The sequence below is a fragment of the Croceicoccus sp. BE223 genome, assembly GCF_031457155.1.
Taxonomy (GTDB): domain Bacteria; phylum Pseudomonadota; class Alphaproteobacteria; order Sphingomonadales; family Sphingomonadaceae; genus Croceicoccus.
Map to the genome: position 1 here is coordinate 111,619 of NZ_JAVDWB010000010.1, position 7,290 is coordinate 118,908.

Annotated in this window: 6 protein-coding genes and 1 tRNA gene; 6 read left to right on the plus strand and 1 reads right to left on the minus strand. The window is 64.9% G+C overall.

The features are described 5' to 3' along the window. The first annotated feature begins 89 nt into the window (after window positions 1-89). The 6 genes from J2X37_RS16370 to J2X37_RS16395 all read left to right on the plus strand — a co-directional run bounded on the left by J2X37_RS16370 (window position 90) and on the right by J2X37_RS16395 (window position 5,903). Window positions 90-1,379, plus strand: coding sequence for an adenylosuccinate synthase (locus J2X37_RS16370; RefSeq protein ID WP_310023357.1), 1,290 nt, complete (start codon window positions 90-92; stop codon window positions 1,377-1,379). A 105-nt stretch (window positions 1,380-1,484) separates the two neighbouring features. Beyond that, window positions 1,485-2,513 carry a winged helix DNA-binding protein gene (locus J2X37_RS16375; protein ID WP_310023358.1) on the plus strand — a complete coding sequence of 343 codons (1,029 nt, stop codon included), beginning with the start codon at window positions 1,485-1,487 and terminating at the stop codon, window positions 2,511-2,513. A gap of 113 nt (window positions 2,514-2,626) precedes the next feature. Further along, window positions 2,627-2,717: transfer RNA gene (locus J2X37_RS16380), tRNA-Ser, on the plus strand. A 633-nt stretch (window positions 2,718-3,350) separates the two neighbouring features. Beyond that, on the plus strand, window positions 3,351-4,106 hold the full coding sequence (locus J2X37_RS16385) for a ParB/Srx family N-terminal domain-containing protein (RefSeq protein ID WP_310023359.1): 756 nt from the start codon (window positions 3,351-3,353) through the stop codon (window positions 4,104-4,106). A 202-nt stretch (window positions 4,107-4,308) separates the two neighbouring features. Further along, window positions 4,309-4,590 (plus strand): hypothetical protein, encoded by a 282-nt coding sequence (locus J2X37_RS16390; RefSeq protein ID WP_310023360.1) that lies wholly within the window; start codon window positions 4,309-4,311, stop codon window positions 4,588-4,590. A gap of 260 nt (window positions 4,591-4,850) precedes the next feature. After that, a complete protein-coding gene (locus J2X37_RS16395) occupies window positions 4,851-5,903 on the plus strand; it encodes an NAD-dependent epimerase/dehydratase family protein (protein ID WP_310023361.1) in 1,053 nt (350 codons plus the stop codon). 83 nt (window positions 5,904-5,986) lie between these two features. On the opposite strand, the gene J2X37_RS16400 is transcribed toward J2X37_RS16395, so the two are convergent. Beyond that, window positions 5,987-7,108, minus strand: coding sequence for a hypothetical protein (locus J2X37_RS16400; RefSeq protein ID WP_310023362.1), 1,122 nt, complete (start codon window positions 7,106-7,108; stop codon window positions 5,987-5,989). Window positions 7,109-7,290 lie beyond the last annotated feature (182 nt).

A 7,290-nucleotide genomic window follows, 5' to 3' on the forward strand; every position in this document is an offset into this window, starting at 1 on the left:
TCTTTCGCCGCCCGAACGTCCATCCCTCGTGCCGAGTCCTGTCGAAGGGCGCGAAGCGGATCCACCGGGCAGGGGGAAGGACTCTATCCATGGCAAACGTCACCGTGATCGGCGCCCAGTGGGGCGACGAGGGGAAGGGCAAGATCGTCGACTGGCTGGCCAGCCGCGCCGATGCCGTCGTCCGGTTTCAGGGCGGGCACAACGCGGGCCACACGCTGGTCGTCGGCGACAAGGTCTACAAGCTCTCGCTGTTGCCCTCCGGCATCGTCACCGGCACGCTGTCGCTGATCGGCAACGGCGTCGTGCTCGATCCCTGGGCGCTGAAGGCGGAGATCGAGAAGCTGGAGGGGCAGGGCGTCTCCATCACGCAGGAAAACTTCGGCATCGCCGACAATTGCCCGCTGATCCTGCCGCTGCACCGCGATCTCGACGGCCTTCGCGAACAGGCCGCCGGCTCGGGCAAGATCGGCACCACCGGTCGCGGCATCGGCCCGGCCTACGAGGACAAGGTCGGCCGCCGCGCGATCCGGGTCTGCGATCTCGCGCACCTCGACGATCTCGGGCCGCAGATCGACCGGCTCTGCGCGCATCACGACGCGCTGCGGGCCGGTTTCGGGCAGAAGCCGATCGACCGCGAGCAGTTGATCGAAGACTTGCGCGGCATCGCGCCTTTCGTCCTGCAATATGCGCAGCCGGTGTGGAAGCGCCTGAAGAAGGTTCGCAAGGCCGGCGCGCGCGTCCTGTTCGAAGGCGCGCAGGGCGTGCTGCTCGACGTCGACCACGGCACCTACCCCTTCGTCACCAGTTCGAACACCGTCTCGGGAACGGCGGCGAGCGGCTCGGGTCTCGGCCCCAACGCCACCGGCTTCGTGCTCGGCATCGTCAAGGCCTATACCACCCGTGTCGGCAGCGGCCCTTTCCCGACCGAGCTGGAAGACGAGACCGGCCAGCGGCTCGGCGAACGGGGCCACGAGTTCGGTACCGTCACCGGCCGCAAGCGCCGCTGCGGCTGGTTCGATGCGGTGCTGGTGCGCCAGTCCTGCGCGATCAGCGGCGTCACCGGCATCGCCTTGACCAAGCTCGACGTGCTCGACGGGTTCGAGACGGTAACGATCTGCACCGGCTATCGCCTCGGCGGCAAGATCCTCGACTACCTGCCGAGCCACGCCGGCGACCAAGCCAAGGTCGAGCCGATCTACGAGGAGATGGAAGGCTGGAAGGGCACGACCGCGGGCGCGCGTTCGTGGGCCGACCTCCCGGCTCAGGCGATCAAGTACATCCAGCGCGTGCAGGAACTGATCGAGACTCCCGTCGCGCTGGTGTCGACCAGCCCTGAGCGCGAGGACACGATCCTGGTGCGGGATCCCTTCATGGACTGATGGCCCAATTCGCCATGTCGATCCGGAACGCATCGTAAACATACTTGACCTGTTTCGCGTTTGTTCTTTACCTGTTCTCATCTCAGAACAGGGGAGTTCGATTCGATGGCGCAGGTCGCAGAAGCGTTCCGGTACGACGATCAGGGGCAGCAGACGCCCGACGCGCAGGCGCGCGATGCGGCTGGGGCTGGCGTTTCGGCAGCGGCCAGCATTTCGATCTTTGCCGATCGCCCGGCCTTGCGCGCCAGGCTGGAGGACCAGGCGCTGGAAGGCGGGCTGGTCCTGAGGCAGGCGGAACCGGTCGCGCATCTGCTGGGCGAAGAGGCACTGGTCCTCGGCGACATCGTCCTCGTCGACGCACCCGATCCGTCGGCGGCGCTCCTTGCCGCGCTGGCCCGGCTCGATATGCGCGCGGCGCGCTGCAGCAGCCAGTTGATCGTATCGACCTCGCCCGGCGGGCTCGATGCGGTGTTCGGCTGCCTCGATCAGTCGGATGCGCAGATTCTCGTCGCCCCCGGTGATGCGGACCGGGCCCTTGCGCTCGGCAGCGCGCTCGCCCGCGTACCGGTCGGTTCGGTCCATGAACTCTCCGGCGAAGATCGTCTCGCGCTTGTCCGCCTGACCGAACAGGTCCAGATGCTGGCTCGCAAGATGGACGGCTTTGCCGGGACCGACGACCTGCTGCCCGGGGAGCGAGAGGACGACAGCCGCGCGGTCCGCTCGCCTTCGCTCGAATACATGGCGCCGAGTGCTCCTGCTCGGCCACTGGGCGGAGCGTCGGCCCATGCCCTGCCGCGCGCCGCGCTGGTGCGGGAAATCATTCGTCAGCGTCAGTTGCGCGCCCGCTTTTTCGACGAAGGCCTGTTTGCCGATCCGGCGTGGGATATCCTCCTCGACCTGACCGCGAGCAAGGTGGAGGGCAGACAGGTAAGCGTGTCGAGCTTGTGCATCGCCGCCTGCGTCCCGCCCACGACGGCGCTGCGCTGGATCGGTCAGATGACGGAGGCCGGGCTGCTCGACCGCGTTCGCGACCCCATCGATCGGCGCCGGGCCTTCATCGAGTTGAGCGACAAGGCCGCCGGCGCGATGGCCAGGTATTTCGAACGACTGGACAACGGCGCCGCCGTCGTCTGACGGGCCATACCGCCGCCGCGCTGTGGTTTGTGGGCAAGGCAAAAAAGGCCGAGCGAGTGCCTTGCCTTGCGCCCGCCCTGCGGTTAACGCGCGCCTTCTGCCGAAAGGCATGCGGAGCGGTGGCCGAGTGGTCGAAGGCGCACGCCTGGAAAGTGTGTATACGGTAACCCCGTATCGAGGGTTCGAATCCCTCCCGCTCCGCCACCTAGTCTCATCATCCCAGGGAAAATCCCGATAGCGTCGCGAAAGTGGCGCAGTTCTGCGCCATTTGCGACTGTGGTCCGTAATGGAGAGGGCCCGGATCAGAGAAATCCGAGGCCGATCTGCTCGGCTTTCTCTGCGGACCCTCCCGCCACTACGGGTTCGCCATTTCCGGGCCGTTCGCGACCATCTTTCCTGATAACCCCGACAAAACAGGGGCCAAAATCGCTGCGGACTGCGCGCCAGACCGGCCTTTTCCGAAGAGAAAGAACCACTTGCCAAGGTCGGGCATGATCCCTGAATCCGAATAACGGGAGTCACTCTCGCACCTTCGGTAACATAAGCGGCAGTCCCGGCGTTCCCGTGGCCGTCGTCAGGCAGTTACGGTCGGCGGAGTTCGCTTCGGCTAACCCGTGATGCAAATCTTTCGTCAAGCATTACAATGTCTTAATACAGATTTCGCCTTGACATGCCGCGCCCGCTGTGTGAGTTAGCGCCTCGCACCCCTTGCCCCGGCCCCGGTGCGTAGCATCCGATGGCCGATCACGGTCCCGGAGGCAGCCGGAACATCAGCAAACGCCCCTTTTCGGCGTTTGCGCCCCCGTTCCAGCTGCCGGGATCAGGAAAGGGCCAGTCATGGCCAATGCTGCACCGGTTCGCGAGCGGACCCGTAACCCTAACAAGACCTCCAACCTGCACCCTCCCGTCGCGGCGAAGTCGAACGACCCGCATTCGTCGCTCGCGCTCGCCGTGACCGAGGTTGCCCCTGGCACCCTAAAGCCGCCCGGGCGGATCCTGCGCCACAATGGTTCGCGCCAGAAGGCTGCGATCCGCGGGTCGATCGCCCGCTTCGGTTTCCTCAATCCGATCCTAGCCGATGAGGAGAACCGCACCATCTGCGGCCGTGCCCGCTGGCTGGCGGCAAAGGACTTTGGCCTCGGTACGGTCCCGGCGATCCGCGTCGACCATATGACCGACGAGCAGAAGCGGCTCTACGCGATCGCCGAGAACCAGACCCGAGCGCTCGGCGTGTGGAACGAGGGTGCCCTGCGTCTCGAGTTTGGCGAGCTGCTCGACCTCACCATCGACACGGACTTCAGCATCGAGCTGTCGGGGTTCTCCGTGAGCGAGATCGACGACCTGCTGGTCAAGAAGGAGGAGGAGAGCGACCGGTCAGCCGATGCTGTCGGCGAGCACCCGCCGGTCACTCACCCGGGCCATGTCTGGCTGCTCGGCGATCATCGCCTGCACTGCGGCGATGCCCTCCAGGAAGAGAGCTACGTCATTCTCATGGGCGAAGACCGGGCGCAGATGGTCTTATCAGATGAGCCCTACAATCTGGCTACCAAGGCGTTCTCGGGAAAGGGCAGGACGCAGCACGGCGACTTTTAGACGGCAGCCGGTGAAATGAACCGGGAAGAGATCACCGGGTTCCTGACCAGCGCGTTCGATCTCTCCGGCCGGTTCAGCGTGAACGGCGCGATCCATTTCCAGTGCATGGACTGGCGGCACTAGCGCAAGATGCTCGATGCGGGGCATGCGGTCTAAAGTTCGATGACGAACCTCGTGGTATGGGATTAAGGCCAAGGGCGGCATGGGTTCGTTCCATCACTCGCAGCACGAGCTCATCTACGTCTGGATGGTCAACGACGCGACGCCGATCAACAATTTCGGGCTTAGTGATACCGGTAGGTACCGAACCAACAACACGTTCCACGCTGGGCGCGATGCGGAACTGGCGGCGCATCCGACGGTGAAGCCGCTGGCGCTCGTCGCCGATGCCATGCGGGACTGCTCCCACCGCGGACGGCGGCTTCCTCGCCGATTGAAGCAGGCCTGGTGCAACGGGCGTACCTGCCATCGGTCGCGGAGATAGGAGCTAGCCGCATGGGTTCAGCGCGCAAGGAGCGGCGGGGACTGAAACCGCGCCTGGCCCGAACGACTGTCATCGTGCCACCGTTCGAGCCGGAGAATGCATCTCGACCGACTTGCTCGTGGAGGCAGTCGGTACAAACCACGGCTAACACTGGCGCAACAGCCCGATCGCGGTCCCAAACCGACGGAATCCCGTCCCTTGGGCCAGACTTTCCGATAGGCGATGAGGGGCGATGCGAGATGCCCCAACGGAGTGACGCGATGAAATGCCTGGTGATGGGCGGCAACCGCTACATCGGTCTGCAACTGGTCCGCGAGCTGGTCGAACAGGGCCACGAGGTGACCGTGTTCAACAGCCACGAAGCCGACCTGCCAGCGAGTGTCGAGCGCATCCACGGCAAGCGTCACGAACCGGGCGCGCTACAGGGCTTGCTGGGGCCGAGGCGGGACGATTTCGACGCGGTCTTCGACAACACCGCCTACTCGCCCGAAGAGCTGGCACCGATGATCGAACTTTTTCGTGGGCGCGTCGAACATTTCATCTTCACCAGTTCGATCGCGGTCTACGAGATGGCTGCGGCGCAGCCAGTGGCCGAGGACCACCAAGTCGGCGACGACGCCGCGACCGCCCTCTACGGTGCCTATGCCGCGGGCAAGGTCCATTGCGAGCGGCTGCTGCAGCGCGAGTTCGAGGAGAACGGGCTGCCCTATACGGCGCTGCGCGTGACCCACACTTGCGGCCCGATGAGCCCGGCGATCACCCGCGAACCCGGGACCTTCAAGCGGCTGGAGGAAGGCCGCCCCCTGCTGATTGCGGGCAAGGTCGAGGCGATGGTCCACTTCATCCATACCCGCGATGCCGCGCGGGGCATCGCCGCGCCGCTCGGCAAGGACGCTGCCAAGGGGCAGGTCTACAACGTCGCGGGCAAGCAGTTCTCCAGCATCCGCAACTACATGCGGCTCCTGGCAGAAGCGGTCGGCGTCGAGCCCGAGATCATCGAGATGCCCGACGACCTGCCCGCCGACATGCGATCACCCATCGTTCATTGGCTCGAGGCGAGCCGCGGCTCGATGGTGATCGGCATCGACAAGATCCGCCGCGAGTTTGGCTGGGAGCCTCGGATGACGCTGGCCGAGGGGCTCGCCGATTCCTATCGATGGTTCGACCAGGGCGGGCGCGACCTCTACGACTACGACTTTTCCGAGGATGAGCGCGTCCTGGCCGAACTGGAACGGCGCGGCTTCGTGGCCAAGCAGGACGGTCCGTCGCGCGCCGTTTATCGGGCACAGCTCGACACGCTGAAGAACATGTAGCTTCCGGACTGCCTGCAATCTGCGCGGCCGGGCGATCCGGCCGCGCAGATCCAACGCGAGAAGCGGGCGGCCAGCGCGCCGGGTCAGAGCGGGTCGAGAAAGCCCTTCATGCCGTAGCGGTTGTGCGGTCCCACGATATATTGCTCCAGCGCGCCGACGCCGACCTTGTCGCCGCAGGTCGCGCGGACGACGTGCTGGACGTGCATGAACTGGGGCGCGTTGATGTCGATTTCGTTGATGTTGAACTGTTCGAGCGTGTAGGCTTCCTCGCCCTTGTAGAAGCCGTGACCCCATTCCGGGTGGTTATAGCCGGTTCCGTACATGTGGTAGCGCAGCAGGGGTTCGAGCACGAAAGTCTCGGTGCGGCCGTCCTTGTAATGGGTGTCGATTTCCGCTCGCCTGATCATGCGACTACCCTTGGCGAATTGCAGGCGGTGGTCGCCGCAGATCGCTTCCGACACCTGGCTTTCGTCGAGCACGTCGAAGTCGGACTTGATCGGGAAGGTCCTGAAGATCTGCGCGAATTCCTTCCAGCGCCTGGAATCCTCGTATTCGTGCTGCCCCCAATGGGTGCAGCGCTCTTCCCAGTGGATCGGCGCCCATAGCCAGAAAAACTGCGACGGCATGTCGCGGCTCACGCCTTTCTCGGTTTCACCCGTCCAGCGCCAGCCCCACGAACGGTCCTTGGTGCCGTATGTCGTCGCGGCGCTGATCTCGGTGCGCTTGCCGTTGACGACGATGTATCCTTCCCAGCGACCGAACTGGGTGAAGCGCTTCATCTGGGCGACGGTGCGCACGTTCTGCTTCATGTGATCGGCCGGCTCCTCGTGCGCCACCGAATTGGCGTGGAACCAGAGGTCGCATTCGAAGCCGGTGTCGTTGGGTTCGACGACGATGCGCATCGTGCGCATCGGTTCGACGATCTCGTGCCGCATGGGTCCGGCGAAAAGCTGCGTGCGGTCGCCCGTCAGATGGCGCGATGCGCGGAAACTGTCCTGCGTGCCGTCCTTGCGAACGATGGAAACGGCGCCGTCCATGACTTCGCGGTTGGGATAGGCCGCGAATGCCACGCCGATATAGAACTCGCCGTTGAAATCGTAGCCGTTGTACCAGTAGCGCGCATACATGTTGCGCTCGGAAGAGGCCATGTAGCTCAGCGGCTCGGCCGTCTGGTGCACGGGGTAGTCGTCGTGGAGGATCAGCATCCTTGGCTCCGGTCTTTCTTCTGCTTGTCCCTGAATAGGATCCCGCGCGCGATCCCCATACCGACGGAAACCCGTCCCTTTCGGTGCGGCGGCGGCGAGGCGACCGCGATCGCGCTCGAACGGATCTAGAGCGGCAGCCCGCGCGCCGTCAGGCCCCCATCAGGCAATAGCGGCGCGCTTTC

Coding starts and splice junctions, on each gene's coding strand:
- J2X37_RS16370 (WP_310023357.1), top strand. CDS start 90: ATGGCAAACGTCACCGTGATCGGCGCCCAGTGGGGCGACGAGGGGAAG.
- J2X37_RS16400 (WP_310023362.1), bottom strand. CDS start 7,108: ATGCTGATCCTCCACGACGACTACCCCGTGCACCAGACGGCCGAGCCG.
- J2X37_RS16385 (WP_310023359.1), top strand. CDS start 3,351: ATGGCCAATGCTGCACCGGTTCGCGAGCGGACCCGTAACCCTAACAAG.
- J2X37_RS16395 (WP_310023361.1), top strand. CDS start 4,851: ATGAAATGCCTGGTGATGGGCGGCAACCGCTACATCGGTCTGCAACTG.
- J2X37_RS16390 (WP_310023360.1), top strand. CDS start 4,309: ATGGGTTCGTTCCATCACTCGCAGCACGAGCTCATCTACGTCTGGATG.
- J2X37_RS16375 (WP_310023358.1), top strand. CDS start 1,485: ATGGCGCAGGTCGCAGAAGCGTTCCGGTACGACGATCAGGGGCAGCAG.